The following is a 26,685-nucleotide window of genomic DNA, read 5'->3' as shown; positions in this document are numbered from 1 at the left end:
TGCGGCAGCTGGTGTGTTTGTCGCGCCAGCAATTCGTTAGACAAAGAACGCGCTGCAGCGCGCTGAAAAACCCACGTTTCGCAAGGTGCCGGAATAAGCCGGCGTGCATTATCGTTTACTCATCGTGCAGCCATGTCCCACGCGGCGAGATCTGTTGCCGTATGCCCGCGGCGTGAATCTGCGCAAGAAGCACATCGATGTGCTGGGCGACGCCGACGACACGACGTCGAAAACGTCGGGGATTCCGGTGGTTAGGCATCGTGGACAAACTGCTTCGTTTCGGGACATTGCTCGCGTGTCTCGGCTTCGCTGCGCCTGTTCGTACCTCGCTTTACCGCAAGCAACTCACCCAACGCTTCGCCGCATGGCGTCGCTTGATCGACTTCATCCAGAATCCGTCGACCGTCAGGGCAAACACCTGTTTCCTGTCGTTCCACGCGGTCGATAATCAACCCGGCAATGCCGCTGCGACAGTCCGATAGCGGTATGATTGCCGGCATCCCGCGCGACGATCAGGTGGCGCAAGGTCCGGGCCGGGGCGCGCGTCGCCCCGTCGAGCCGGCCGGTCACCGCGGCGCCACCCGAGTCCGGTTTCGCACACGAGCGCGGGGAGATCGACGCCGCCGTCGACGGTATCCGCATTGCGAACTTCCCCGAACAGACGGCCGCGGCTCTGAAAATGTCGGTCCGAATGCCTCAGGCAGCCAGATCGCGCGAGGCATTGCTGATGCGTGGAGGCAGCAGATATGTCATGGTCTAGTCCTCTACCGTGGACCAGACGGTCCGCTTTTGTTAACTATGCGGTTGTGGTTCTGTCGGTCGTAGCGGCGCTCGTCGCCGCGCTGCTGCTAGAGCCGCCCATGCATAGCAGTCCGTTCGTTTCGCTGTCTCTTTGCGCGATCATGTTCAGTGCGTGGTTCGGTGGCCTCGGACCGGGTTTGCTCGCGACCGCTCTGTCCGTGGCGTGTTTCACTTATCATTTTGTCCCGCCGGTCGACTCGTTCAAGGTTGCGCCTGTGGACTTGCCGCGCATCGTCCTGCTTGGGGTGACGGGGCTGTTCGTGGTGTGGCTGAACGTTGCGCGAAGAGACGCGGAAGGCGCGTTGCGGCGCAGCGAGGCCAATCTGGCTGAAGCTCAACGGCTAAGTCATACGGGGACCTTTGGCTGGAAGATAAGCGGCGGCGACATGGTCTGGTCGAAAGAGACATATCGGATCTTTGGAGTGGACGAATCGGTCAAGCCGACGATCGACCTCGTTCTTCAACGTGTTCATCCGGATGACCGGGAACGTGTGCTGCGTGAGATGGATCGTGTGGCACTTGGCGAACCGGCGAACGACTACGAGCACCGTCTTCTGATGCCCGATGGAACGATCAAACACCTGATCGTTTTGGCCCATCGCGCGAAATACGAATCGGGCGAGGAGGAATTCGTCGGCGCACTGATGGACGTCACGACAACCCGGGAAGCGCAAGAGGCATTGCACACGGCACAGGCGGAACTTGCCCGCGCCGCTCGCGTAACAGCCCTTGGACAGATGAGTGCCTCGATTGCGCATGAGGTGAATCAGCCCCTCGCGGCCATCTCCACGGCCGCAGCAGCGGGCTTGCGCTGGTTGACCCGCGATGTTCCGGAAGTCGCCGAGGCGTGTGCCTGCGTGAGTCATATTGCCGAACAAGCCGATCGCGCGGGCAACGTGATCCGGAGCGTTCGCGATCTTGCCAGGAGAGCGGATCCGGAGATGGTTCCACTCGACATCAACGAGGTTATCGAGGAGGCGGTCGCGCTTGCAAAGCCGGAGGCCCTCAGACACTGGGTGACGGTGCAACTGCAGCTGGCACCGGGATTGCCCTCGGTGCGTGGCGACCGGGTCCAGTTGCAGCAGGTGATCATCAATCTTGCAATCAATGGTGTCCAGGCCATGGCGACAGTCACCGGTCGCACGCGCATGCTAACCATCCGGACTGAACAGCGAGAATCCGGCCAGGTGTTCGTGGCCGTACAGGACGTCGGCATCGGCACCGAGCCCGAGGAGCTGGACCGGCTTTTCAGCGCCTTTTACACGACGAAGGTGGATGGTATGGGGATGGGACTCTCCATCTGTCGTTCAATCATCGACGCTCACGGAGGGCGGGTGTGGGCGTCCCGCAATATCGACTCGGGCATGACATTTCAATTTACGATTCCCGCGTATCGGTAGCGTTGCGCTGTCTAAAGGCGGCCTGTCTCGCGAGAATGGTCGATCGCAAGTCGATTGCGATGGACCGTTGCTGGCCGCACCCGCTCCGATGCTTAACCGGCACGCGGCGTTCCCGCAGCCGCTCGAAATCCTCGCGCTCCCCACCGCGGTTATACGTTCGTATAAACAGGCAACGCTAACGCGGTATTGGCGTATCCGACTGTAGAGTAGATTCACTCTCCGGCGAAACCTATTCTTCTTTTCATCAGGAAAGCATTCACCGCTTGAGCAGGATGCGCGTCATTCTGCTGACGGCATCTCCGAAGACGTATTGGGTTCAGCGTTCGTGGGAAAGAAATCGATGAACGACTGCGATGCGCGCAATTGGCTTCGAGATAACAAGGATGTAATCCGACGGACAGGATCGCGTCAATAGCGCTTCACCAGAATGGGGTCCCACCCATGCGGATCAGCGACGAAGAGCGCCAGGGCGTGTTGATATTGAATGCCACAGGAGATTGCCATGTTCACCTATTCGATCCGTTATCGCGCCGGCTGCGGCCGCTGGTCGGTCGCCTACGCACAGGCCGCGTCACAGTCCGACGCTGAAGCGATCGCGATCTGCCGTTATGGCGCCTTCCATTCCGTCAGCCGTGCCGGCTTCGTCCGGGTATGAGAACCGGTACCTGAGTCGATGTCGCCGCATGTGGTCGATAGCGCGATTCAATCAAGGCGGTTGAGAAACAGTCTTGGACCTTCTCGGGTTTAGCGGCGATTCTGCCCGCGGGGACGTGAGCCGGTACCCGGGCTGATCTTTCCACGCGCCATGCCGGTCAGGCGCACCACACCTCACCTCCCTGTCGTAGCCAGCGATCCGCGGTGCGTCGCCACGGCGTCCATGCGTGACTGCAGTAGAGCCGGTGCAGCTCCAGATATTTCGTAGGTGTTTGTACGTTCCACAGAGTAGGCATGCGGATTCACATGAAAAATATGACAATACGACAGCTCAAGACTTTCGAAAGTGTGGCGCGAAACTTGAGTTTTTCCCGTGCGGCTGAAGACCTTCACCTCACGCAGCCGGCCGTCTCGATGCAGATCAAGCAGATGGAGGATCAGGCTGGCTTGCCGCTGTTCCGCCACATTGGCAAGCGGATCTCGTTGACCGAAGCAGGCGAGCTGATTCTGCATCACTGCCGGGTGATCCTTGCGGATCTGAAGGCCGCCGAGCAATCACTGGCCAACCTGATGACCGGTGGCACCCAGCGGCTGCGGGTCGGGCTGATTACCTCCGGCAGCTACTTCTTTCCGCATCTGATCAACTCGTTCATGCAGGGCAACACCGGCGTCGATCTCGACATGACGGTGCGCAGTCGCGATCATCTCATCACCTTGCTGCGAAACGACCAGATCGACCTCGCCGTACTGGTGCATGCACCGGATGATCCTGCCATTGCAGTTGAGCCGTTTGCACCCAATCCCTTCGTACTGGTGGCCGCGCCGACGCATCCACTCGCTCATGAAACCGACATTCCGTTTGCGCGCATCGCGCTCGAATGCGTGATCGTACGGGAGGGTGGAACCGACACCCGCAACGCCGCCAACGCCACATTTCGCGGCCTCGAATCGACACGGCGTTTCATGGAGCTCGGTTGCGAGGAAGCCATCAAGCAGTCGGTCATGGCCGGTCTCGGCATCAGCTTTCTGTCGGCGCAAGCGGTTCAGTCCGAAGTGCGCGCCGGTTTGCTCAAGGTACTCGACGTGCAGGGCTTTCCGCTTAAACGCCAATGGTGTGTCGCGCACCGCGCGGACCGCCCCTTGCCGCCCGCGGCTCGCGATTTCCGGCATTTTCTTCTCACCGAGGCCGTCACGCGGCTCGAACGTCTCACGGGAATCGAGAGTGTGCATACGGGCATCGATCTTCAGCGGCCTGACCACGCTGCTCCAGAGACGAACACGATTGTTGCGGGTAGCGCGAGCATCGAAGTCGCGCGCCGTACTCGCGCGCTGTTAAGAAGCGAGCGCTTGCCAGACGAGCATTACGTTCAGGACCAGAATCACGCCGGTTGCGACGACAGCTGTTCCGATCAGCTTGCGGGACGCGGTAAATTGGCCCATCACTGAGCGGCGGGACGACAGCACGACAAGCGCAATCAGCGGGACTGGCAGGATCAGACTGAGCACGATCTGGCTGTCCACCATGGCGCTCGTCGGGTTGCACGTCATGCAGACAATCACGGCCGGTACCATGGTGATGAGGCGTCGGAGCAGAACCGGTGTTCTGAATCCGACAAAGCCCTGCATGATGGATTGACCGGCCATGGTTCCCACCACCGAGCTGGAGATGCCGGAGGCCAGCAGGGCAATCAGAAACAGTACTCCGGCGCCTGCGCCGAGAACCGGAGTCAGCGTGTGGTATGCCGCCGTGATGTCCGAAATGCCGGGCGCGTTCTTGCTGAACACGGAGGCGGACATGGCCACCATCGCGAGGTTCACGGCGCCGGCAAAACCCATGGCGACGATGACCTCGAGGTTCGAAAATTTCACCAGCTTGCGGCGTTGGTAGTCGTTGCGCGTAGGCGCCCGGTTTTGTGTCAGACCGGAGTGCAGATAGATCGTGTGGGGCATGATGGTCGCGCCGACGATACCGACCGCGAGCATCAACGCATCGCGCCCGTGCAGATGTGGCACGAATGTGTGAAAGATGGCGGCATGCCAGTTTGGCGGTGCAATCGCGAGTTCGGATAAATAGCTCAGTCCGATAACGGTAATGAGCGCGGCAATGACGATCTCGAGCGGACGAAAGCCTTTCTTTTCCAGCGACAGAATACCGATCGTGACGACGCCGGTGATCAGAAGTCCCCAGCCGATCGCCAGATGAAACAGCAGCGAAATGCCCATCGCCGCGCCCATGAATTCGGCGAGGTCGGTCGCGATCGCGGCAATCTCCGAGGCGATCCACATGCCGATCACGAGAGGGCGTGGAAACTCGTCGCGGCAGAGTTCCGCGAGACTACGGCCAGTCACGATGCCGAGCTTGGCCGACATTGCCTGAAACAGCATGGCAACGAGGCTCGACAGCAGCACGACCCAAAGCAGCTCGTAACCGTAGGTCGACCCAGCCTGGATGTTGGTCGCGAAGTTGCCCGGATCCATGTAGCCGACCGATGCGATCACCGCGGGGCCCGCGAATGGCAGCAGCGCACGCAAACCAGCGCGTTTATTGTCGAGGGCATCGCGCATTGCCATGACTGTGTCCGCTGTCGCTACTCCGGACAGTGCGTACCTGGCCGTTCGCTTGATTGCCATGATCATGAGGAGCGCCTCTTCAAAGAGCTGCGTGGTGTCGTACGGGTTGACAGCGTTGATACCGCAAGCGCGGCCAACCGCATTGAATCCGGAGCGGGCGCCGTGACCCTGGTTCAGGTACGAACCCGGGTACACGCGGCGCCACGATTACTGCGGGACTGCCTTTGCTTACGCGATGACGTCGCGCCGGTCTTTCAGCTTGTGGATGACGTCGAGCGTGGCGTCGTCGACACGCAAGTGTTCACGCACCAGCTGGCGCGGCGTGTTCGCCAGCCACTGCGCCAGCGTCACTTCGGAGAAGTGGTCGGACTTGAATATCTCCAGGAAGACCAGATCGGTGTTGCCGGTATTCTTGATGTAGTGGCCCAGATTCTTTTCGACGTAGCCGATGTCCCCTGGGTTGAAGTCGACGGTCTGAGCGGCTGGCCCCGTATTGAACACCGTCATGCGGCCCGTACCCTGAATGAAGTACTGCCATTCGTCCGCATCCGGGTGCCAGTGCATCTCGCGCAAGCCGCCCGGACGGAGCGTCACCATCGCGGCTGCGACGGTCTTCGAAACCGGGAAGTTGCTGCTGTCGACGATGCGGACCTCACCGCCCGGCTGGGACAGCGTCGGCGCCATCGAGCCCATGCGGAAGATGAACGGATGGTCCGGGCGGCCCGCCGGCGACGCCGCGTAAGCCTGGTCGGCCGCAAGCGGGCCTGCCTTCGCACCCTGGTAGATCCACAGTTGATCGAGCGGGATTTCCTTGAACTTCTCGGCCGGCACGCCGAAGTTCTGGGCGAGGATGTCGGGTGGCGTGTGCGCCAACCAGTCGGACACCATCAGCGTGTTGAATTCACCGGCCGCACCGTTGTCGAACGCCAGCACGAATTCGCCGCCGTTGTTACCCAGGCCTTGCAACGAATGAGGCAAACCGGGCGGGAAATACCAGATGTCGCCGGCCTGTACATCCGCCACTTCCGCGCGGCCCTTGGTGTCGATCGTCGTGATACGAACCTCGCCGCTGACCATGATGGCCCACTCAGCCTGCTGGTGCCAATGGAGTTCGCGCACGCCGCCCGGTCCGAGACGCATATTCACGCCGGCGATGTCCTTCGATACCGGGAACGCCTTGGTGGTCACTTCGCGAGCCCAGCCGCCGGCCTGGATACGCTTGTGCGCCTCATTGAAGGAGGCCCATGGAATCGACATCCCGCCAACGTCCGTCGGCGGCGGATTGTTGAATGACGGCAGAACGTCGCGCAGTTGCGGATTCTGCGGGCCCGGCTCGGAATTCGCAGCGGGTGTCGAGTTGATACTGCCTTGCAATGGCCGGTCCGGGTTGCCGAATTCTGCCGCCCTGGCCGCAGCCGTTGCGCCGAGAGCCACGGCCCCAGCAGCCGCTCCGGCGAGTACGCTGCGACGTTTCAGGTCAGTCATGTTTGATTCCTCATCAGTAATCCTCTAAAACAATTACCCGTGGTCAGGTTGAACTCCTGTACGACGCAGGTGTGGACAGGAGCCGGCGCGGTTGATGTTGCCGCTGGTTGCCGCTGGTTGCCGTTAGTTGCCGCTGGTTGTCGCTCAACGTCGCTCAACGCGGACGGCTCACCGCAGCATCCGGACCTCGCCATGCGCTCCGTACCGCAAATACTAAAAACGTGCGGCCAAAATGAACAATCAGGAATTTTTTCACGAAGACATAAGAAGGTTTGATACACGCTCCATGAAAATGCCTTTAGGATCGGTGCACGACCTGGGAGAGGTTGCCGTTCAGTTCATTACAGGTGAAAGGAGTTTGATCATGGGTAGCCTTAGCATTACGCACTGGCTGATCGTTCTGGCAATCGTTGCGCTCGTTTTCGGAACGAAGAAGATCCGCAATCTCGGCTCGGACCTCGGCGGAGCGATCAAGGATTTCAAGGAAGGCATGCAGGAAATCGAACCGGTTGCAGCTGACACCGGCGCGAAGGCGGCGCCGGCGGCCGCGCATATCGAAGGACAGGGTCCGCGCGCCGGTTCGCAGCAGTGACCCATGCAGGTGAGTGAATTCGCAACAATCTGGAGAGACGGTTGCCATGTTTGACTTCGACGTTTCGAAACTGGCCGTCATCGGCACGGTGGCACTGGTCGTGCTCGGTCCGGAACGGCTTCCCCGTGTCGCGCGCACCGCGGGCACGCTGCTGGGACACGCGCAGCGTTACCTGAACGGCGTGCGGGCAGAAGTGGATCAGCAGATCCGGATCGACGAACTGCGCAAGGTGAAGGACGGTATCGAGCGGGCAGTGATCGATGCGCAGGACACGGTCGACCGTACCGTGCGCCAGCATGCGGGTGAACTGAAAGCCGATGTCGATGCGGCAGCGGCAGGCTTGAGAGAAGCGTTGCCGGCTACCTACCTGACGTCCGTCCACGAAGGTACCGGCAACGTGCAGGCGGAGTTGTTCAAGGCTCGACCCGCGCAGTTGCAGATGCCGGCGCAGTCCAATGCGTCGATTTATTCTGCTCGGCGCGATGCTGCTTCGTCGCCGGCACCCGCATTTGCCGCACAGCAAACGCGGGCGAGATGGCGCGGTTCGGCATCGGGCAGCCGAAGCGCGGCCGTCAAGCGCACCCGCGTTGTTTCGATGGCCGCCAGCAAGGCGCTGGGACGCAATTGCGGGCGCCTCGTGTGACGCTCAGGTGCGAATGCCGGTATCGCTAACGGTATCGGCCGACGCCTTAAACGGTTCGCCTCATCAGCAGTTTGAGCAGCACAGGCAACAGCAAGAGCACTAACGGCAACTGCACGATCAACCCGGAAATGATGGCGACAGCAAGCGGCTGCTGCATCGCTGACCCTTGCCCCAGCGCAAAAGCCAACGGCAACAACGCCAGAATCGCGGCAATTGTCGTCATGGCAATCGGCCGCAGGCGATTGCGCCCGGCCGCGAGCAAAGCCTCCGCAAACGGCATACCCTCGTCCGTGATGAGCCCCTGCAACTCGGACACGTAAAAGATTGCCACCTCGGTCACGATGCCGATGATCATCGTCATCCCCATCATCGCGGAGATGTTCAACTCGATCCCGGTGATCCACAAGCCAATGAAGACGGCGCCGGCCGCGAGCAAGGGCATTGCCATCACCGCCAGCGCAACCCGAAAGCGCTCGTAGAGAAACAGCAGCAGCCCGAACACGAGTGCAATCGCGGCACCGAACACGGTCAATAGCCCCTTGAACGCAATCTGCTGCTGCTGGTACAAGCCGCCCAATTCGTAGTACACGCCGGTAGGCAACAGGCTCTTGTCGCTCAGGGTCTTCTGCACGTCGGCAATCGTCGATCCCAGATCGCGGCCGTCGATGCGTGCCGTCACGGCCACCATTCGCTTGAGATTGTCACGGCTGATTTCGGGCTGGCCGGTCACCGTCACCTGGTCGGCGACTCGGTTCAGTGCGAAGAGATGTCCGTCCGGCGCGCGAATCTGCAACTGCCCCAGTTGCGTATCGGTCAGTGTCGCCGCGCCCGCGACCCGCACCCGGACACCCACCGTTTTCGGCCCGCTCTGGAATTGCGTGGCGACGTTGCCTTCCACCATGTCGGTGACGGCTTGTGCAATCGACTGCGGATCCATGCCTTCGGCGGCCGCGGCTTCGGGGCGGACGTGCAGTTCGAGTGCATCGCCGGCGGGGTTGATGCCGTCGTTGACATCCACCACGCCCTGAATCTTGCCGATCTGCGCGGCGACTTTGCGCGCGGTGGTGTCGAGCGTGTTCTGGTCGTCGGAATAGATCTTGATCTGCACCGGCTGCGGCACCGCGGTGAGATCGCCGATCAGGTCCTCCATCAACTGCGCGAGTTCGATGCTCACGCCCGGTACCTGCGTCTCGATCTTCGAGCGGATTTCTTCCATCACCGTTTCGATCGGCTCGCGGCCGCTCGACTTCAGCCGGACGAAGAAGTCGCCCTTGTTGGGCTCGTTCAGGTCGCCGCCGAGCCCTGCACCGGTACGGCGCGAATAGGTCGCGACGTTCGGATTAGCGCGAATGATGCTCTCGATCTGCTTCATCAGCCGGTCGGTTTCAGTCACGGAGGTGCCGGGCTCCGTATGGTAGTCGAGCACGAACCCGCCTTCGTCCATGCTCGGCATAAAGCCGCTGCCCACCCGCGTGAAGGCGAACGCCGCCACCAGGATCAGCGGCACGAGGCCGAGCAGCACGAGAACCGGCCGCGCCGTGACCCGCTCGACGAGATACGCGTAGCGGCGATTCATCCACGCGGCGAAGCGGGTGTCCTGGTGTTCTTCGGCGTCTTTCGGTTTCAGCCAGCGGTCGCAGAGAATCGGCACCGCGAGCCAGGTCACGAGAAACGAAATGAACAACGCGCTCGCCATGGTGACCGACAGCGCCTTGAAAAACGCGCCCGTCACGCCCGACAGAAACGCGAGCGGCACGAAGATGATCAGCGTCGCCGCCGACGACCCCGCGAGCGGTCGCGTGAATTCGAGCGCGGCGGCCATCACGCGGCCGTGAAACGCGTGTGCGCCACCTTCCCGCATGCGTCGCACGATGTGTTCGATCATCACGATCGCATCGTCGATCACGAGGCCGACCGCGGCCGCCATGCCGCCGAGCGTCATGATATTGAAGCCCATGCCGAACACGTCGAGCAGCAGAATCGTCGCGGCCATCACCACAGGCACCAGCGCGACGGCGATCGCGGTGATCTTCCAGTTGCGCAGAAAAGCGAACAGCGTCAGCGCGGCCAGCACCACGCCGATCATGATCGCGTCGCGCACGCTGGTCGCCGAGGCGATCACCAGTTCGCTCTGGTCGTACCAGTTCGACAGATGCACGCCTGCCGGCATCTGCTGCTGGAAGTCGGCGAGTTTCGCGCGAATCGCTCTCGCCATCGCCACGCTGTTCGCGCCCGGTTGCTGATAGACGTTGAGCAGCACGGCGTCCTGGCCGTCGGCGGTGACGCGCATCCATTGCGGCACGATGCCCTTACGGACCGTGGCGATATCGCCGAGCCGGATCTGCGACGCGCCGCTGGCGGATACCACTACGTTGCGCAGTTCGTTCAGCTGCGTGATCGTGGTGTTGGCGATCACGAGGTACAGCTTGTCGTGATCCTCGATGCGGCCATTCGCCATCAGCACGTTGCTCGCGCCGATCGCTTTCGACACATCCGCGAGCGAGAGCTTGTAGGCGGCGAGCCGTTGCGGATCGATGGCGACTTCCAACTCGTCCTGGTCGCCTCCCGTCACGTCGACGCGCGCCACGCCTTCCACCGAGGAAAGCAGCGGCCGCATCTGGAATTGCGCGAGATCGTGCAGTGCCGCCAGCGACTGCTGTTTCGACGTGAGGCTATAGGCGAGCACCGGAAACACGGTCGGGTCCATGCGCCGCACCTGCATCGAAGTACCTGGCGGCAGCGTCGCGAGAATCTCGCTGATCGCCGACTGCGCCTGCAAGGTGGCTTGGGCCATGTCGGTGCCCCAGTCGAAATTGAGCGAGATTTCCGCCGCGCCGCGGCTCGTTTTCGACTCGACGTCGCGCACATTCGGCACACGCCGCAAGGCTTCTTCGACGGGCATCGTCACGAGCGTGGCCATTTGCTCGGCAGGGCGGTCGCCCGCGTCGAGCGACACGACCGCGCGCGGAAATGCGACGTTCGGGAACAGCGAGATCGGCAAGCGCAACGCGGTCAGTGCGCCCGCTATCGCCAGCAAGGCGATCACGAACAGCAGCGAGCGCCGGTGCTTCTGCATCCATTGACCGAAATTCATCGCGGCGCGCCTCCGCCAGCTTGCACCGCCATGCCGTCTTTCAACTCGTAGTTGCCGCTGACCACGAGACCTTGTGCGCCGTCGAGCGGTCCATCCACACCGTAGCGGTCGCCGTTTTCAATCCGCGTGATGACCGCCACGCGACGCGCCTTGTTTTGCGGCGTGACCTGAAACACGTAGGCGCCCTGGTCGTCCTTCAGCACCGCTGAACGGGGCACGACCCAATGCGTGCCGCTGCGTGTCGCGATATCGGCGGCGACGCGCGTGCCGGGAATGAACGCGCTCTGTCCGAGCGGCACATTCGCGCCCAGATTCACCAATTGGCTTTGCTGGTCGACGGCAGCGCCGACCAGCACCACATGACCCTGCGCCGTGGTCTTCGCGAGCGAGGCGGACAGACCGTGCAGGGTGACGGTGTCGCCGGGATGGATCGCGGTGGCGTCCGCGGGCTCGACGCCGAGCATCACGTTCGCGCGGGCATCGCGGCCGTTGCCGCTGGCCAGTTGCAAGATCGCGGCGCCCGCCTGCACCTGATCGCCCTGAGCCGCCGACACCTGCAGCACCACGCCGTCGAGCGGCGCGACGATGGTCTTGTTGCCGCGCGTCACGCCTTCCATGTTCTGGGCGGCCAGCGCCTGGCGGGCGTCCTCGACGGCCTTCTTCGCGCTCGCGAGTTGCGATTGGGTGGCGAGCCCTTTGTCGTAGAGCGACTGGGTGCGCGCCAGTTCGCCTTGCGCGAGCGTCAGCGTGCTCTGCGCCTGAGTCGCCGTGAGCACGGCTGCGGGATCGGCCTGCACGACGAAGAGAGGCGTGCCGCGCGTCACGCTTTGGCCGGCCTGCACACGCATCTGCACGATACGGGCGACATACGGCAGATTGACGGTGGTGAGGTTCGTCGCGGACGCCGCGACGATACCGTAGGCCCGCACCGGCTGCGCAATGACGGCGCGCTGCACGCGTACGGTTTGTACGGATACGACGACGCTGGCGGCGGCATCGTCCGCGGCGGGCGCATCGGCGGCACGGACGGCGGCGCTCATCAGCGTGGCACAGGCAAGGCCGAGCGCCAGCGAGGCGACGCGCAGCCGCCGCGCGGGAAAGGGGCTATTTCGCATGAGTGTCGGTGTAGGTCTGAGCGGAAGAGAAGGCATCGGGTATCGCGCTGCCAAGCAGCGCCTGCAAGCCGACCCGTTGTTCGGCGAGCGACTCGCGCAGTGTCGCGACGTCGATGCGTTTGGTGAGCGAAGCGCTTTGCGCGTCGGTGTAAGCGCCGAGCGTGAGGTTGTGTTCCGCGTAGGCGGCGGCCGCGTGTTGCGCGGCGACATCGACGTCGGGCAGCGCCGCTTCGGTCTGATGCAATTGCCGCGTGAGAATCGTATTGTCCGCGCGTAGATGAGCGACGTCCGCGTAAGCCTGGTTCAGGCGTGACTGATACTCGTCACGCAGGCGCTGGCGGGTCGCCTTTTCAATCGCGACGTTGCCCTGATTGCGATTGAAGATCGGCAGGCTCAGGTTGACCTGGAAGCCGCTGGTATAGATGTTCGAGGTATCGCGCGCGCGCACGAAGCCCACGGACAGACTCGGGAACTGGCTGAGAATCGCCGCGCGGTATTTCTGCTCCTGCGCTTCGTAGCCCGCCTGCAAGGCGATCAGGTCGGGGCGTCGTTGCGCGAGATGGCTCAGCGCGGCGTCGAGCGTGGCGTCGGACAGGTCGCCGGGCTCGTCGCTGCTGCCGCCTTGCGCTGGGGCTTGCAGTTGCACTTCGACCTCGGGTGAAAGCCCCAGCAGCGCGTTCAGATCGTGATGCGTCTGTTCGGCGGCGCGTTCGGCGTCGGTGTATTGCTTGCGCGCGTCGCTATACGACGTGAGCGCGGCGGTCAAGGTGTCGTCGGTCAGGTTGCCGTCGCGGCGTGCCTCGGCCATCCGCTCGTAGCGTGTGCGCGCGAGGTCGCGTTGCCGTTGCAGCAGGGGCAAGGTGTCCTGCTGGAAGCGCGTCTTGATGAACAACTGCCGCGCCTGCGCGACGATCTGCCATTCCTGCCAGAGCAGCCCGAGATCCGTTTTGGCCACGGTCGCGTCGGCGGACTGCCGGTTCGCGCTGCGCAGAACGATCGCCATCACGTCGATGCTCAAGCCATAATTGAACGCACGAGTGGTGCCGATGGCGCCAGGATAGTCGCTCGAGACGCTCAATTGCGGGTCGGGCAGCAAGCCGGCTGAATAGGCCTGGGCGCGCGCGATGCCGAGGTCGTCGCGCGCGAGCTTGAGCTCGGGATTGTTGGCGACCCCGAGCATCGCGACCTCGTCGATGTCGAGTCCGTCGGAGGGATCGAAGCGATGCGCGGCCAGTTCGGGCAGCGGCATGGTCGACGCGTCGATGCGCACGCGTTCGAGCGAACGGGCGGAGGTCGAGGTATCTTGCGGCGCGAGCGGCTCGCGGTGGTACCACGTGCAGCCGGCCAGCAGCAGCGCGCAGACCATCGGCACGAGCGCGCGCCGCCTGATCGCCGCAGGGGCCGCTACAGCGGCGTGGAAAACGGGCAAAATCCGGCTCCTGAATGAAAAAAACGCGGCAGCCGCGAACGGGATACCGCACACCAGGAGCCGATTGTGCGGATGGCATGCTTAGGGAATGCTTAACTACCGCTTCCGCGTGCCTTAATCTTCCCTTCAGCCGCGTATCAGCCTGTCGTCAGGTTCGCCTAAGGAAACGTTAAGCTGGCAGACCGGACAATGCGGGCAAACTGCAGAGAGGAGACGCCATGCGTCTGTTATTGGTCGAAGACGACGAGATGATCGCGGAGACCGTGTTGGGCGCGATGCGCCGTTCGGGCTACGCCATCGACTGGGCCGAGGACGGGCGCGCCGCGGAGTTGTCGCTGGGCAACGGCGTCTACGATCTCGTGCTGCTCGATCTGGGCTTGCCGAAGAAAGACGGCATCGACGTGCTCAATGCCTACCGCAAGAACGGCGGCGCCGCGCCGGTGATCATCCTGACCGCGCGCGACGCCGTGGATGAGCGGATCCGCGGCCTCGACGCCGGCGCCGACGACTACCTGATCAAACCCTTCGATCTCGACGAACTGGCCGCGCGCGTGCGGGCCTTATCGCGGCGGCGCACCGGCCAGAAGCAGCCGGTCTACGCGCACGGCGAACTGACGCTCGACCCGGCGGCTCACGAGGTCACCAAAGACGGTGAGCCGTTGCCGCTGGTGCCGCGCGAATTCGCGCTGTTGCAGGCGCTGATCGAGGAACCCACGCGCGTCTTCACCAAGGCGGAACTCGAAGAGAAACTGTACGGCTGGGGCGAGGAGGTCGGCAGCAACACCATCGAAGTGCATGTGCACAGCTTGCGGCGCAAGATCGGCGCGGAGCAGGTGGTGACCGTGCGCGGTGTGGGCTACCGTCTGAAGAGGTGCTGATGACGTCGATTCGCCGCTGGCTGCTCGGCTGGTTGATTTTTGGCCTGGCGGCGGCCTCGATGGTTGCCGCGTACGGGATCTTCCACACGGCGCGCGAAGAAGCGAGCGAACTGTTCGACTATGAATTGCGCACGGTCGCGCTCTCGTTGCCGTCGAATCTCGCGGGCGTCGGCGACGGTGGGCATCACGACCCCGACCTGGGCGATCTGGCCGATGACCGCATCGTCATCGACATCTGGGACCATTCAGACCAGCTCGTCTATCACTCGATGCATGCGCCGGTGTTGTCGCGCCTGCCGCCCGGCTTCAATACGGTGGAGCGCGGCGAATTTCACTGGCGCACGTTTGGTCTGCAACAGCCGGATCGCTATATCCAGGTGGCGCAGCCGGTGTCGGTACGTGAGGACCTCGCGCTGAGATTGGCGCTGCATACGCTGTGGCCGCTCGGCGTGCTGGTGCCGGTGACGATCGTTCTGGTGCTGCTGGTGGTGGCGCGCGGCCTGGCGCCGATCGGCGGCCTGTCTCGCGCACTCTCGACCCACTCGATCGATTCGCTGGAGCCGTTGCGGCTGGACGGCCCCGTGCCGGTCGAAATCAGGCCGCTGGTGGAAGCGCTCAACGATCTGTTGCAGCGCCTCGGCATGGCGTCGCAGGCGCAGCGCACGTTTATCGCCGACGCCGCACACGAGTTGCGTTCACCGCTCGCGGCGCTGAAGCTGCAATTGCAGGCAGCGTCGCGCGACGGTTCGTTGAAGGGTGAAGGCCAGACGCTGGAGCGCGTCGAGGGGCGCGTGAACCGGATCATTCACCTGGTGCAGCAGTTATTGACGCTGGCGCGAGAAGACGCGCATCCAGTGACGTCGATGGTGCCGACGAGTTTGCGGCGGATCGGCGAACAGGTGGTAGGCGATTTTTCCTTGCTCGCGGAGACGAGAGAGATCGATCTCGGGCTCGTGTGCGAAACGCCGCGCGGCGCTTCCGATGCGTACACGGTGCTCGCCGAACCGCACGGGATGAGTGTCCTGCTGGGCAACCTGGTCAACAATGCGATTCGCCATACGCCGCGCGGCGGCCGGGTCGACGTGATCCTGCGGCGCGCTGGCGAGCGCGTCGGGTTCGACGTGGTGGACAGCGGGAGCGGGATTCCGGAGGCCGAGATCGAACGGGTTTTCGACCGGTTTTATCGTGGCGAGAACGCGGTGGGCGAGGGCAGCGGCCTCGGGCTTGCGATTGTTTCGCGGATTGCCGAGCGGCATCAGCTTGCGCTTTCGCTGCGCAACAATGCTGACTTGCCCGGTCTGCGGGTGTCGGTTTTTGGCCTTGCCGCGCATGAGATTGGAAGTCACGCCTGACATTACCGGATCGTAATCACGACGCCCCCCGCTTGCCGGTATGATTTAGAGATCAATGCAACGCGGAGCGTCAAATGCGAATCCTGGTGATCGAGGACGAGCTGAAAACAGCAGCCTACCTGAGAAAAGGTCTGGAGGAATCCGGCTATGCGGTCGACGTCTCGAATGACGGCCCGCAAGGTCTGATCCTCGCGCAGGAAGAAGAGTACGACGTGATCGTGCTCGACGTGATGCTGCCCGGCATGGACGGCTGGACCATCGTCAAGACGCTGCGCAGCACCCGCGCCACCCCCGTGCTGTTCCTCACCGCTCGCGACGACGTCGACGATCGCGTGCGCGGTCTGGAACTCGGCGCGGACGACTATCTGGTCAAGCCCTTCGCGTTCGTGGAATTGCTGGCGCGCGTGCGAACCCTGGCGCGCCGTGGGCCGCCGCGCGAAAGCGAACTGATCAAGGTCGGCGATCTGGAAATGGACGTCAATCGCCGGCGCGTCAAGCGCGCCGGCATCCGTATCGATCTCACGCCGCGCGAGTTCTCGCTGCTGCAACTGCTCGCGCGCCGTCAGGGCGAAGTGCTGAGCCGCACGCAGATCGCCTCCTACGTGTGGGACATGAACTTCGATAGCGACACCAACGTCGTTGAAGTGGCGATTCGCCGGCTGCGCACCAAGATCGACGACAACTTCCCCGTCAAGCTGATTCATACCGTGCGCGGGGTCGGCTATGTGCTCGAAGTGAAGGACGCGGGGTGATGCGCGGCCGCTCGCTGGCCGCCACCCTGGCCATTGCATTTGGCGTTACCACGCTGGCGGTTTTCGTGCTGGTCGGCAGTTACCTTTACCTCGCGCTCGAACGGCAGATCAAGGCACAGGACAACCTCGATATCGTGCTCGCCGCTCGCCACGCGCGCCGTCTCGCTCAGGAGCTGGATACCGCGAAAGGCATCCGTGAGCATAGCGAGCGTCTCACCAGCATCGTGCTCGGCAATGAAGCGATGTCGATGGAGGTCTTTGGCCCGGACGGCAACCAGCTGATCGAACACAACGCCGCGGGGGCCTTCGCGGCGCCACGCACGGCAAATGAGGCAGGCGCGGCAAGCGTAACGGGCGGTGAGAGTGGCGCAACCAGCGCAACGCTTGCAACCAGCGCAACAGGCGCAACACGCGCAACAGGCGCAACAGGCGCAACAGGCGCAACAGGCGCAACCAGCGCAACAGGCGCAACAGCCGGCACAAGCCCGACAAGCGGCGCCCTGATCGTCGCCGCGCTGCCGCCACTCAAACGCGTTCCGGCTGCGGCACGCATTACCGAGGCGGATATCGGCGAGTGGACAGGCCGCAATGGCGCGCCGATCCGCGGCATCCTGACAGACCTACGGTTACGCGACGGCGAAGCGGCCAGCGTGCTGGTGGCGCGCAACATGAGCGACCGCTGGCTGTTGCTGGATCGTTACCGTGACAACCTCCGCCTGGCCGGCGTGGTCGGCGTTCTGCTCGCGATGTTGTTGAGCTACGTGCTGATCCGCGCCGCGCTGCGGCCGCTGCACGATATCGCGGCGAGCGCGAGCCTCGTGACGGTCAACCGCTTGCATACGCGCCTTGAGTTCGCGCGGGTGCCGAGCGAACTCAAGGCGCTGGTGAGCGCATTGAATGCGATGTTCGAGCGTGTCGAACTGGGCTTTCAGCGTTTGTCGCGTTTCACCGCCGACCTCGCTCACGACATGCGTACCCCGCTGAGCAATATGCGTGGCGCGGCGGAAGTCGCGCTCGCCCGCCCGCGCTCCGCCGACGAATACGAGGCGCTTCTCGCGTCGAACCTGGAGGAGTGCGATCGCCTGTCGCGGATGATCGAAAGCGTGCTGTTTCTGGCTCGCGCGGAACATCCGCAGTTCGTCAAACACATGCGCGAGTTCGGCGTCGCTCTGGAATTGACGCACATCGCCGACTACTTCGAAGGCATTGCCGAAGAAGCGCAGGTCACGATGCGCGTGCGCGGCGCGGCGTCCCTGACCGCTGACCTCGAACTGTTCCGCCGCGCTGTCAGCAACCTGCTCGCCAACGCGATCCGCTATACGCCGCGCGGCGGCGAGATCGTGCTCGACGCGGGCGCATCCGCCGGCGAGGTGCGCGTCACCGTGTCGAACCCGGGGCAGCCGATCGCGGCCGAGCACCTCGAGCGGATCTTCGACCGTTTCTACCGGATCGATCCGTCGCGCAGCACGTTGCCTACCGCGGGATTGTCGCAAGCCTCCACGGGGTCGACGGGACTGGGTCTTGCCATCGTGCGCACCATCATGGAATTGCATGGGGGCACCGTGCGCGCCGAAAGCGACGTGCACGGCACCCGCTTCATTCTCACGTTCCGGCGGGCTGCGTAGCAGACTGCGGTGCGGGCCGCGCTTCAGACTGCACTGTGGACTGCGCCACGGGCTGCATCGCACGCTTGTCTGCAGCCGGGTCGATACCGGCTGCAGCGCCGGGCTTCGCGGCAACCCCCGGAGCAGCCGAAGCAACCGCATCAGCCGGAGCAGCCGAAGCAACCGCATCCGCCGAAGCAACCGCATCAGCCGGAGCAGCCGGAGCAGCCGCATCGGCCTCCGCTGAACTCGCGTCGGCGTCATGCCACGTGCCCCCCAACGCCTTCAGCAACAACACGCTCGACGTCAGGCGGCGCGCGGCAATCTGATCCGCGGTGCGCTCGTTCATCAACGCGATCGTCTGCGCGGTCACCACGTCGAGGTAGCTGACCGCGCCTGCGTTGTAACGATTGGTCGTGAGGCGCAGCGACAGATCGGCGGCGCTGGTTGCGCGCTGCTGGCTGGCGGCTTCGTCGGCGAGCGAATTCAGCGCCGAGAGGTTGTCCTCGACCTGCTGGAACGCCACCAGCACCGACTGCCGGTAATCGGCGACCGTGCCGTCGTATTGCGCAGTCGCGCCGTGCAGCGTGGCCTTGCGCTGGCCGCCGTCGAACAGCGTGCCGACGAGTTGCGAGCCGAGCGACCAGAACAGGCTCGGCGCGCTCAGCCATGGCGCGAAGAAGCTGCTTTCCAGCCCCGCGCTCGCCGACAACATCAGGTCGGGGTAGAACGCCGCGTGCGCCACGCCGATCTGTGCGTTCGCCGCCGCCACGCGCCGTTCGGCAGCGGCGATATCGGGCCGCCGCTCGAGCAGCTGCGAGGGCACGCCGACCGGAATGGCCGGTGGCGCCACGGCCGAGCCGTTCGGCGGCAGGGCAAAGGTCGAAGCCGGTTCGCCGATCAGGGTCGCGATCGCGTGCTGCATCTGCGCGCGGCTCACGTCGATGTCGGTGTCCTGAGTGCGTGTCGCCTCGAGCTGCGTGGTGGCCTGGGCGACCGCGGAGGCGTCGATCGCGCCGTTCTTCAGTTGCTGCTGGAGCAGATTCAATGCATCGGCGTACGCATGCACGCTATCGTCGAGCAGCTTTTTCTGCGTATCCAGCGAGCGCAGCGCGAAATAGTCGACGGCGAGATCGGCGCTCATCGACAGACGCACCGCTTCGAGGTCCGCCGCGCTGGCGTCGGCACTGGCTTGCGCACCTACGACACTGTCGTGCACGCGGCCGAACAGATCGGGCTCCCAGCTTGCCGAGACGCCCGCCGAATAGTCGGGTATGGTCTTGCCCGCGAGCGAGCGTCCCACGATGTTCTGTGAGGTCCGGAAGCGCTCCTGGGCGGTGCCGGCGGTGATGGTCGGGAAGAATCCCGAGCGCTGATAGTCGACCATCGAGCGCGCCTGCTGGACTTGCGCGACGGCCTTGCGGACGGTCTGGTTCGAGACGTCGACGCGCGCTTCGAGCTGGTCGAGCACGGGATCGCCGAAGATCGTCCACCAGGGCCCGCGCGGCGCGGCGTCGGCGGGCGCCGCCTGGGCCCAGCCGGGTGTGGCGCCCGCGAAATGCGAGGGCATCCCGCTCGTGGGGCGCTGGTAAGCAGGCAGCGTCGAGCAGGCGGCAAGCGCGCCGATCAGCGCCACGGTCAGCGTGCGCCGCAGCAACGGGCAAGCAGAGGTAAAAGGCATGGCAAACATCCTTACGATGACGGGCGCTTAGTTTTGCGAGGCCGGTGCGATCTGGACGGCTTGTCCGGCAGTCAGCGAATCGCCCGGGTTGTCGATCACGCGATCCGTGGCTGCCAGCCCCGTGGTGATTTCCACATGGGTGCCGAAATCGCGGCCGAGGTGCACGGTCTTCAGCGCCACCTTGGCGTTGCCGTCGACCACCGCGACCGTCACGCCGTTCGGGCGGAACAGCAGTGCGCTGACCGGCAGATCGAGTGCGGGCGTCGACGATTGCAACGCCAGATGCACCTGGACATAGGCGCCCGGCATCAACGCGCCGTCCTGGTTGTCGACGTCCACCTCGACGCGCAACGTGCGGCTCGCCGGATCGATCGAGCCGGTGCTGCGCGCCACCCGTCCGGCAATGCGACGGCCGGGATACTGCTGGGCGCTCAGATAGACGCTGGTGTCCGGCGTGACGTACGGCGCGTCGTTCTGCGGTACGTCGACGAAGACCCGCAGCACGCCGGTCTGCTGGATGTGAAACAGCTCGCCCGACATGCCGGCGGTACCGGGCGTGCCGCCCGCCGTCACCAGCGCGCCGATATCGACGTGGCGGGCGGTGATCACGCCGTCGAACGGCGCGGTGATTTTTTCATACGAGACCAGTTCGGCCAGGTGCGCGACGTTGGCCTGCGCGGACGCCAGCATCGCGCGGCGCGCTTCCATGTCGCTCGTTTTCGTGTCGGCGTCCTGCTGCGCGACCGACTGCGTTTTCAGCATGTCCTGCCAGCGTTGCGAGGTCGTCTTCGCGTAGTCGTAGTTGGCCTGCGCGGTGCTCTCGTCGGCGCGAGCCTGGCGCAGTTGCGCGTCGAGGTCGGGGGCGTCGATCGTCGCGAGTGTCTGGCCGCTTTTGACGTGGGCGCCGATATCGCTCGTCCAGTGCGCCAGATAGCCGCTCGTGCGCGCATAGATCGACGCTTCCGCGAACGGCGTGACCGCGCCGGGCAACAGCAACTCGTTCGAGGACGGCGCGGCGCGCGGCGTGACCACCGCTACGCTGAGCGCGCTTTGCGCCTGGGTCTGTTGCGTCAGTGTGGCGCTCGCGGAGACACGCGGCAGGATGCCGGCGAGCAGCAAGGCGGCCGCAAGGCCGGTCAGGGCGAGCGGCCACAGGCGTCGGCGCGGGGTCGGGTGCGCGGCGGCTGCGGGCGATTGTGCTGCGCTTTGCGCCGCATGTCCTGCGGCGTTTCCCGCGGCATTGTCCACATCACGGTCAGCATGGTTCGCGGACTGCCCGGCGCGATCGTCGAGCTCGGGCGGAAGAGATGAATCGTTCATGGGGAGGCTCTCGTCGGAATCAATGGGTGCGGGCGGTAAGGTCGGCTTCCTGCGTGCTCTGCCGGGCGGCGCGGCGTTTATCGAGCCACGCATGCACCATCCCGTAGACGACCGGTACGAACAGCAGCGTGGAGACCGTGCCGAGTGCGAGGCCGCCGATCACCGCGCGGCCGAGCGGTGCGTTCTGTTCACCGCCGTCGCCCAGGCCGAGCGCCATGGGCAGCATGCCGATCAGCATGGCCAGCGCGGTCATCAACACCGGGCGGAAGCGGCTGAAGCCCGCTTCCAGCGCCGCCTGCAGCGGCGGCTTGCCGCCGTGGTGCAGTTCACGCGCGGTGTTGATCACGAGAATGCTGTTGGCCGTGGCAATGCCGATACACAAAATCGTGCCGGTGAGCGCCGGCACGCACAGCCGGGTTCCCGTGCTGAACAGCATCCACGCGATGCCCGCGAGCGAGCCCGGCAAGCCGCTGATCGTGATGAACGGATCGAGCCACGACTGGAAATTGATGACCATCAGCAGATAGACGAGGGCGATCGCGAACACCATGCCGCTGGCAAGACCGGCGAACGAGTCGTGCATCGCCTGCACCTGGCCGCGTACGACGATCGACGCGCCCGGCGGCAATTGCGGCCGGATCTGGTCGACCAGACGGTTCACGTCGGTCGCCACGCCGCCGAGGTCGCGGCCTTGCGCCGAGGCGAAAATGTCGAGCACGGGTTGCACGTTGTAGTGCGAGACGACGGCTTGCTGAGTGCCGCGCGACAGCGTGCCGAGCGCGCCGAGCAGGTTCTGCGGGGCCGCACCGGCGCCAGTGGCGAGAGCGGCCGCGGTACTCGCAGCAGAATTCGCGCTGCCGCTTGGCGCCACGGGAATATTGGCCAGCGCCTGCAGCGAGTCGATGTCGTATTGCGGCGTCATCGCCATCAGCGGATAGCTGACGCCGTTCTTCGGATCGAGCCAGAAATTCGGCGTGGTCTGCGAACTGCCGGACAACGCGATCAGCAGATTCTGCGCCACGTCGCGTTGCTGCAAGCCCGCCTGGATGGCCCGCGTGCGGTCCACGTCGATGTTGATCGCCGGCTCGTCGCCCGGCTGCTGAATGCGTGCGTCGACGAGGCCGCGCACGCCGCGCAGTTGCGCGAGCAAGCGGTTCGCCACCACCCGGTTGGCATCGAGCTTATTGCCGACGATCTGGATATCGATCGGTGCGGGCAGACCGAAATTCAGAATCTGACTGACGATATCCGCCGGCAGGAAGGCGAAGCTGACGCCCGGAAAATCCTTGGTGAGGGTCGTGCGCAGGGTCGAAACATAGGCCGCGGTCGGCTGGTGTTCTGGCGCGAGCGTGATCATCACGTCGGCGTCTTCGGGGCCGATCGGGTCCGATGAATCGTAGGTCAGGTTGATACCGCTCACCGGCACGCCGATGTTGTCGAGCATCGCGGACAACTCCTGTTTGGGAATCACGCTACGCACGCGGGCTTCGACCTGATCGGTGAGGCTCGCGGTATCTTCGATCCGGGTGCCGGTCGGGGCGCGCAGATGCAGCCGGATTTCGCCGGTATCGACTGCCGGGAAGAAATCGCGTCCGGAAAACGGCACGAGCACGAGCGAGCCGACGCATAGCAGCAGGAAGATCGCGACGAAGCGGCGCGGCCTGGCGATCGCCGCGCTGAGCACGCCGCGGTAGCGTTCGCGCAGCAATTCAAAACGATGCTCGAAGCCGGCCTGAAAGCGCACGAGTTGCGCGATCGGACCGTTGCCCGTCACCGCCGCAGTGCTGCGTGCCCGCATCAGATACAGCGCGAGCGTCGGGATCAACGTGCGCGAGAAGAAATACGAGGCGATCATCGCGAACACCACCGCTTCGGCGAGCGGCACGAACAGATAGCGCGCAACACCGGAAAGCAGGAACATCGGTACGAACACGATGCAGATCGACAGCGTCGACACGAAGGTCGGCACGGCGATTTCTCCCGAACCGTTCAGGATCGCGTCGAACAGCGGCTCGCCATTTTCCAGGTGGTGCGTGATGTTTTCGATCGCGACGGTGGCATCGTCGACGAGAATGCCCACGGCGAGCGCGAGGCCGCCGAGCGTCATGATGTTGATGGTCTGGCCGAGCGCGGCCAGCGCGATCAGCGAGGTCAACACCGCGAGCGGAATCGATACCGCGATGATCAGCGTGGCGCGCCAGCTGCCGAGGAACAGCAGAATCATCAACGCCGTCAGGCAGGCGGCGATCACCGCTTCGCGCGCGACGCCGAGCACCGCGGATTTGACGAATACCGATTGATCGGCCAGCGCCGTGATGTGCAGCGCGCTCGGCAAACCGGCCGCGATATGCGGCAGCATCGCCTTGACTTGCTGGATGATCGTCAGCGTCGATGTACTGCCGGATTTTTCGATGGTCAGGAGGGCGGCGCGCTTGCCGTCGCTGCGCACGATATTGGTTTGCGGCGCATAACCGTCGCGCACATGGGCCACATCGCGCACATACACTACGCCGCCGCCCACCGTCTTGATCGGCAGATTGTTGAGCGCGGCGACCGTGTCCGTGCTGCCGTTCATCTGCACGTTGTATTCCTTCGTGCCGATCTTGGCGGTGCCGCCCGGCAGGATCAGATTCTGCGCGTTCACGGCGTTGACCACGTCGAGCGGCGCGAGACCTTTTGCCTGCAATGCGCGCGGATTGATATCGACCATGATCTGGCGCACCTTGCCGCCGAACGGCAGCGGCACGGCCGCGCCTTGCACGGTCGCCAGCTGGGTGCGGATCTGGCTGTTGCCGAGGTCGTAGAGCTGCTGTTCGGACAAGGTGTTGCTGGAGAGTCCCAATTGCAGGATCGGCACCGTCGACGCGTTGTACGTGATGATGTTCGGCGGCAGCGTGCCGGGCGGCAGCACCCGCAGGATCGACGCGGAATTGGACGCGGCCTCGGCGATCGCGCGATTGATGTCGGCACCCTGGTGGAAAAAGATCTTCACCACCGACACGCCGTTCAGCGATTGCGACTCGATATGCTCGATATCGTCGACGTCGGAAGTCAGCGCCCGTTCGTAATTCGACGTGATGCGGTTCGCCATGTCCTGGGCGGAGAAGCCGTTATAGCTCCAGACGATGCTGACCACCGGAATGTCGATGTTCGGAAAGATATCGGTCGGCGTGCGTAGTATCGCCAGCGGGCCCACGATAAAGATCAGCACGGCGAGGACCACGAATGTGTAGGGCCGGCGCAGCGCAAGCTTGACGATCCACATGACGGTTTCCTGAAAAGAGGCAGATGGAAGCGCCCGTCTTTTCAATGCAACGGACGGCGCATGGCATGCGCTTCATGAGTCAGGAGTGTGATGGGCAGGGGCTTACCGGCTGCGGTCCGGTAAATTACAAGTCTGTTATCTGGCGCTTTTCTTGCCGCTTGCGGGCGGATAACAGAACCGTAATCCGCGGGTCAGTGCGCCGACAGGTGAAATGACAAGAATGGGAAGCGTGGTTCAGGCCATTCATTCTTTGCACACCATCGGAGAGATCATCATGAAACTGCTTACCGCTATTGCCGTTACCGCCCTCAGCCTGTCGTTCGGCACCGCCGCATTCGCGCAATCCAATCCGTCCGGACTGACGCATGCGGAGGTCATGGCGCAACTGAAACAGGCCCAGGCCGAAGGACTGATCCCGACTAACAACAGCGACTATCCGCCGTCGGCAGCCACGATCGCCCGCAATCGCGAGATCTACGCGATCCAGCACCACCTGAACGGCGCAGCGGACATGAAAACCGCGGGTACGCCGGCTGCTCACACGGACTCGATGGCGGATTGAGGTGGCGTTTGTCATCCGGATCGGCCGGTTGAAGGATTCGACGTTGCACGGCAAGCCAATTGGCAGCAGCCGTCTGCGTATCCTCGCAAGCCCGGACTATCTGAAATCGCACGGCCTGCCCAAGCGGGTCGACGAACTGGCGAAGCGTTCGCTGCCGGGATTCAATCAGCCCGAATCGCTCAAGGTCTGGCCGATACTCGATCCGGATAACGAACCTTATCGCATCGCGCCCACTGTCTCGTCATCGAGCGGCGAGACGCTGCGTCAGCTTGCGCTGGCGGGTGTCGGCATTGTCTGCCTGACTTCATGACCGGCGTGACCGTCACGAAGGCTCGCTTGTACAGCTTTTTCCGCGTCAGTCGCAGGACGTCCGGCAGCCGATCAACGCGGTCTACTATCGCAATACCGCGATTTCGTCGCGGATCAAATCCTTCGTCGACTATCTGACCGACGCGGTTCGCAGGACGGAAATCGTTGCTTAGGGTGAGCGCGTAGGCGGGGATGGCTCGCCCGGATGGCCGGCCTCACGCGTTCGCGCGTCCGCGCGGTCCGGTCTCACGCATGAACAGGGTCAGCACCATGGCGAGCACGATACCGCCGAGCAGCCACGAACCGGCTGCACGGAACACCGGCAGGTCAATCGTGCCGCCTTTCGCGAGATGAGCGAGCAGCTTGCCGTACACCGGTGTGAGCAGCGCGCTGAACGTGAACACCAGGAAATTGATCGCGCCGCTGGCGCTGCCCTTCACATTGTCCGGATTGACTTCCTTGATCACCGTGTAGGGCAGCATGGCGGCGCCTGAGCCAATGCCGAGCAGCAGGCCGAGCACGTACGGCGGCGCCGCACCGGCCGGCAGATAGAAAATGCCCGCGCCCGATAGAAGCATCAGCAGCGCGCCGGCCATCAACACCGGCTTGCGCCGGCCCAGACGGTCGGACAGGTAGCCTAACAGCGGGCAGCCGATCACCCAGCCGAGCGGCACCATGCTCGCGCGATTGACGGCCTCCGTATAGCTGGCTTCGAGACCGTTGCGCAGGAAGGGAATGCCCCAGATCATGTCGCCGATCGTCGTCGGCAAAAACAGCAGGCCGGCGCAGAAGCCGCAAAGATACGACTGCGGATTGGTCAGCACTTCCTTGTACGGCGCGAACATCTTCATCCACGATCCCTGGCTGGCGGGGGTGTCGTCATGACCGGCCGGCGTTACGATGAACACCAGGGCGGCGATCAGAAAAATGACGAGGCCGGACAGCCACCAGAACTGCTGCCATGTGATGAGGCCATGAATCAGCGGCGCCGTGGCGAACTGACCGGCGGAGCCGCCCAGCATGCCGAAGCATTGCGTGAAGCCCACCGCCGTGGCGAGCGACCGCGGCGGAAAGCCGTGTGTGGCGAGATACACCGCGCCGATGAACCCGCACGCCGAACCCGCGCCTTGCAGCAGGCGGCCGACTTGCGCGGCCTCCACGCTGCCCAGGCCGAACAG

The 26,685-nt window shown here is 63.9% G+C and carries 20 protein-coding genes and 1 pseudogene; 12 read left to right on the top strand and 9 right to left on the bottom strand.

The genetic code is table 11. The features are described 5' to 3' along the window. Positions 1-260 precede the first annotated feature (260 nt). From QOC89_RS29020 to QOC89_RS29005, 4 genes are all read left to right on the top strand, one after another. Positions 261-482: a hypothetical protein gene (locus QOC89_RS29020; RefSeq protein ID WP_323048187.1), complete on the top strand. Its 222-nt coding sequence runs from the start codon at positions 261-263 to the stop codon at positions 480-482. A 264-nt stretch (positions 483-746) separates the two neighbouring features. Then, on the top strand, positions 747-2,201 hold the full coding sequence (locus tag QOC89_RS29015) for an ATP-binding protein (RefSeq protein WP_323048186.1): 1,455 nt from the start codon (positions 747-749) through the stop codon (positions 2,199-2,201). A 502-nt stretch (positions 2,202-2,703) separates the two neighbouring features. Then, positions 2,704-2,856 (top strand): hypothetical protein, encoded by a 153-nt coding sequence (locus QOC89_RS29010; RefSeq protein ID WP_323048185.1) that lies wholly within the window; start codon positions 2,704-2,706, stop codon positions 2,854-2,856. 293 nt (positions 2,857-3,149) lie between these two features. Next, positions 3,150-4,301 (top strand): LysR substrate-binding domain-containing protein, encoded by a 1,152-nt coding sequence (locus tag QOC89_RS29005; protein WP_323048184.1) that lies wholly within the window; start codon positions 3,150-3,152, stop codon positions 4,299-4,301. Here the strand turns inward: QOC89_RS29005 and QOC89_RS29000 are convergent. Both QOC89_RS29000 and QOC89_RS28995 read right to left on the bottom strand, forming a co-directional pair. Then, positions 4,188-5,492: an Nramp family divalent metal transporter gene (locus tag QOC89_RS29000; RefSeq protein ID WP_323048189.1), complete on the bottom strand. Its 1,305-nt coding sequence runs from the start codon at positions 5,490-5,492 to the stop codon at positions 4,188-4,190. The two genes, QOC89_RS29005 and QOC89_RS29000, sit on opposite strands and share 114 nt — an antisense overlap. A 162-nt stretch (positions 5,493-5,654) precedes the next feature. Further along, the gene (locus QOC89_RS28995; protein WP_323048183.1) at positions 5,655-6,911 is read right to left on the bottom strand and encodes a cupin domain-containing protein; all 1,257 of its coding nucleotides are present in this window, start codon (positions 6,909-6,911) and stop codon (positions 5,655-5,657) included. 364 nt (positions 6,912-7,275) lie between these two features. On the opposite strand from QOC89_RS28995, the gene tatA reads away from it, so the two are divergent. Next, the gene (tatA, locus tag QOC89_RS28990; RefSeq protein ID WP_323048188.1) at positions 7,276-7,503 is read left to right on the top strand and encodes a Sec-independent protein translocase subunit TatA; all 228 of its coding nucleotides are present in this window, start codon (positions 7,276-7,278) and stop codon (positions 7,501-7,503) included. Between the two features lie 46 nt (positions 7,504-7,549). Then, on the top strand, positions 7,550-8,146 hold the full coding sequence (gene tatB / locus QOC89_RS28985; RefSeq protein WP_323048182.1) for a Sec-independent protein translocase protein TatB: 597 nt from the start codon (positions 7,550-7,552) through the stop codon (positions 8,144-8,146). A 46-nt stretch (positions 8,147-8,192) separates the two neighbouring features. Here the strand turns inward: tatB and QOC89_RS28980 are convergent, their stop codons facing one another. The 3 genes from QOC89_RS28980 to QOC89_RS28970 are packed head-to-tail and all read right to left on the bottom strand — an operon-like array spanning position 8,193 to position 13,784. Further along, positions 8,193-11,240, bottom strand: a complete 3,048-nt coding sequence (locus QOC89_RS28980; RefSeq protein WP_323048181.1) for an efflux RND transporter permease subunit — start codon at positions 11,238-11,240, stop codon at positions 8,193-8,195. Continuing rightward, positions 11,237-12,355, bottom strand: a complete 1,119-nt coding sequence (locus tag QOC89_RS28975; RefSeq protein WP_323048180.1) for an efflux RND transporter periplasmic adaptor subunit — start codon at positions 12,353-12,355, stop codon at positions 11,237-11,239. The genes QOC89_RS28980 and QOC89_RS28975 overlap by 4 nt, the downstream gene beginning before the upstream one ends. Further along, positions 12,345-13,784, bottom strand: coding sequence for a TolC family protein (locus QOC89_RS28970; protein ID WP_323048179.1), 1,440 nt, complete (start codon positions 13,782-13,784; stop codon positions 12,345-12,347). Before QOC89_RS28970 ends, QOC89_RS28975 begins: the two co-directional genes overlap by 11 nt. 218 nt (positions 13,785-14,002) lie before the next feature. Here QOC89_RS28970 and QOC89_RS28965 point away from each other — a divergent pair, with 218 nt between their 5' ends. From QOC89_RS28965 to QOC89_RS28950, 4 genes are all read left to right on the top strand, one after another. Beyond that, the gene (locus QOC89_RS28965; protein WP_323048178.1) at positions 14,003-14,662 is read left to right on the top strand and encodes a response regulator; all 660 of its coding nucleotides are present in this window, start codon (positions 14,003-14,005) and stop codon (positions 14,660-14,662) included. Further along, complete coding sequence (locus QOC89_RS28960) at positions 14,662-16,014, top strand: sensor histidine kinase (RefSeq protein ID WP_323048177.1); 1,353 nt, start codon at positions 14,662-14,664, stop codon at positions 16,012-16,014. The genes QOC89_RS28965 and QOC89_RS28960 overlap by 1 nt, the downstream gene beginning before the upstream one ends. 74 nt (positions 16,015-16,088) lie before the next feature. Further along, positions 16,089-16,766 carry a heavy metal response regulator transcription factor gene (locus QOC89_RS28955; RefSeq protein WP_323048176.1) on the top strand — a complete coding sequence of 226 codons (678 nt, stop codon included), beginning with the start codon at positions 16,089-16,091 and terminating at the stop codon, positions 16,764-16,766. Beyond that, positions 16,766-18,391 (top strand): heavy metal sensor histidine kinase, encoded by a 1,626-nt coding sequence (locus tag QOC89_RS28950; protein ID WP_323048175.1) that lies wholly within the window; start codon positions 16,766-16,768, stop codon positions 18,389-18,391. Before QOC89_RS28955 ends, QOC89_RS28950 begins: the two co-directional genes overlap by 1 nt. Here QOC89_RS28950 and QOC89_RS28945 read toward each other — a convergent pair. The 3 genes from QOC89_RS28945 to QOC89_RS28935 are packed head-to-tail and all read right to left on the bottom strand — an operon-like array spanning position 18,369 to position 24,636. After that, a complete protein-coding gene (locus tag QOC89_RS28945; RefSeq protein WP_323048174.1) occupies positions 18,369-20,051 on the bottom strand; it encodes an efflux transporter outer membrane subunit in 1,683 nt (560 codons plus the stop codon). The two genes, QOC89_RS28950 and QOC89_RS28945, sit on opposite strands and share 23 nt — an antisense overlap. Before the next feature lie 27 nt (positions 20,052-20,078). Next, positions 20,079-21,371 (bottom strand): efflux RND transporter periplasmic adaptor subunit, encoded by a 1,293-nt coding sequence (locus QOC89_RS28940; protein ID WP_323048173.1) that lies wholly within the window; start codon positions 21,369-21,371, stop codon positions 20,079-20,081. A gap of 19 nt (positions 21,372-21,390) precedes the next feature. Next, positions 21,391-24,636, bottom strand: a complete 3,246-nt coding sequence (locus QOC89_RS28935) for an efflux RND transporter permease subunit (RefSeq protein ID WP_323048172.1) — start codon at positions 24,634-24,636, stop codon at positions 21,391-21,393. 274 nt (positions 24,637-24,910) lie between these two features. Between QOC89_RS28935 and QOC89_RS28930 the strand changes: the two genes are divergently transcribed. Further along, positions 24,911-25,198, top strand: coding sequence for a DUF4148 domain-containing protein (locus tag QOC89_RS28930; RefSeq protein ID WP_323048171.1), 288 nt, complete (start codon positions 24,911-24,913; stop codon positions 25,196-25,198). After that, a pseudogene (locus QOC89_RS28925) lies at positions 25,191-25,680 on the top strand (LysR substrate-binding domain-containing protein); the annotation flags it as partial. The gene QOC89_RS28930 and the pseudogene QOC89_RS28925, both read left to right, overlap by 8 nt. Before the next feature lie 42 nt (positions 25,681-25,722). Here QOC89_RS28925 and QOC89_RS28920 read toward each other — a convergent pair. After that, positions 25,723-26,667 carry an MFS transporter gene (locus tag QOC89_RS28920; RefSeq protein ID WP_416340498.1) on the bottom strand — a complete coding sequence of 315 codons (945 nt, stop codon included), beginning with the start codon at positions 26,665-26,667 and terminating at the stop codon, positions 25,723-25,725. Positions 26,668-26,685: the final 18 nt, after the last annotated feature.

The organism is Paraburkholderia sp., assembly GCF_034668105.1.
In the GTDB taxonomy this organism is placed as follows: domain Bacteria; phylum Pseudomonadota; class Gammaproteobacteria; order Burkholderiales; family Burkholderiaceae; genus Paraburkholderia.
The sequence above is the reverse complement of the archived record's forward strand: the minus strand, read 5'-3'. Positions and strand labels throughout refer to the sequence as shown.